The following is a 1562-nucleotide window of genomic DNA, read 5'->3' as shown; positions in this document are numbered from 1 at the left end:
GCGCCGCAGCGGAGCCTGCGCCGCGGCCCAGCCTGCGCGGCGACGCCGACCCGGCCGGCTCAGGTCGAGGCGGCGTCCATCAGGGCCGCGACGATCCGGCCGACGGTCGGCGGGTCCAGGGCGCGGCCGTGCTGATCGGTCAGGTACAGCACGTCCACCGCGCGCCGGCCGAGGGTCATCACGTGGGCGCTGCGCACCTGCAGCCCGTGGACGGTGATCGTCTCGGCGACGTCGGCCAGGAGGCTGGGACGGTTGCGGGCGTTGACCTGCACGACGGTCGCCTCGCGCGAGGCGCCGGGCAGGAGCGTCACCACCGGGGCGTCCTCGGTGGTCCGCAGCGGCGGAGCCGGTGGGAGCTCGAGCACCCGGGCGTCGGCCCGGTCCCGGTGCGCCAGCTCCCGGTCCAGGGCCGAACGCACCACGGAGGGGTGCGGGAGGTCGGCCTGGGTGCCGGTGACCCACCAGGTGTTCACGGCGATCCCGTCCTGGGTGCTGACCACGGCGCTGTGCACGTCCAGGCGCAGCCGCACCAGCACCCGCGCCATCGCCGCGAAGACCCCGGCGCCGTCGGGGGCGCCGAGGCAGAGCTGCGAGATCGGCTCGTCGTCCAGCGGGGCGGGATAGATGACCTGCGCGCTGTCGCTGCGGCGCACCGCGGCCAGCACCGCCTCCTGGGCGGAGCGCTGCGGGGCCAGCCGGGTGCGGGGCGCGGTCTCGGTGCCGCGCAGCGCGTCGCGCCCGAGATCGGTGAGGTGGTCGACGAGGTCGGCGCGCCAGGTGGACCAGGCCGAGGGGCCGGCGGCGATCGCGTCGGCCTCGGTCAGGGCCCGCAGCAGCTCGAGGGTGTCGAGGTCCTCGTCCACCGCCCGCAGCAGCTCGCGCAGGGTCGTGGGGTCGGCGAGGTCGCGGCCGGTGGCGAGGCCCACCAGGGTCAGGTGCTCGCGCGCGAGGGTCGCGATCGTGCGGGCATCGGCCCTGTCGAAGCCGAGGTGGCGAGCCGCGGTCTCGGCGAGCGGCGCGCCCTCGGCGGCGTGGTCCCGCGCCCCTGGGCGCTTGCCGAGGTCGTGCAGCAGGGCGGTGACCAGGAGCAGGTCGGGTCGGCTGACGCGGGACAGGAAGCGCTGCGCCTCGAGCACGGTCTCGATCTGGTGGCGGTCCACGGTGAAGCGGTGCACGGCCGAGCGCTGGGGCCGGTTGCGGATCTCGGCCCAGCCCGGCACCCAGCGGGAGAACACGCCCTTGACGTCGAGGGCCTCGTAGGCGTCGGCGAGGTGCTCCCCGGCGAGGGCGTCGACGAGCACGTCGCGCTGGGCGGGCAGCAGCGGCGCCACGGGCTCCTGCGCCATGCGGGCGAGGGTCGCCTCGGCCAGCGGGAGCCCCGTGGTGGCGGCGTGCCGCACCGCGGCCACGTCCCGCAGCAGGTCCCGGGAGGACGGGTCGACGGACACCTCCCCGGCCTGCACGATCACGCCGTGCCCGAGGCGCTCGAGGGCGGGACGGCGCGCGGTGCCGACGCCGCGGGTGGCGCTGCCGCCGGGGGCGATCGCGATCACCGTGACCGG

The 1562-nt window shown here is 77.2% G+C and carries 1 protein-coding gene; it reads right to left on the bottom strand.

Annotation, left to right across the window (positions count from 1 at the left end; translation table 11 throughout):
* Positions 1–59: 59 nt before the first annotated feature.
* The coding region (locus HMPREF3159_RS12305) for an HD domain-containing protein (protein ID WP_141748215.1) at positions 60–1562 on the bottom strand (1503 nt) is incomplete at its 5' end.

The organism is Brachybacterium sp. HMSC06H03, assembly GCF_001807385.1.
GTDB classification, from domain to species: Bacteria; Actinomycetota; Actinomycetes; order Actinomycetales; family Dermabacteraceae; genus Brachybacterium; species Brachybacterium conglomeratum.
The sequence above is the reverse complement of the archived record's forward strand: the minus strand, read 5'-3'. Positions and strand labels throughout refer to the sequence as shown.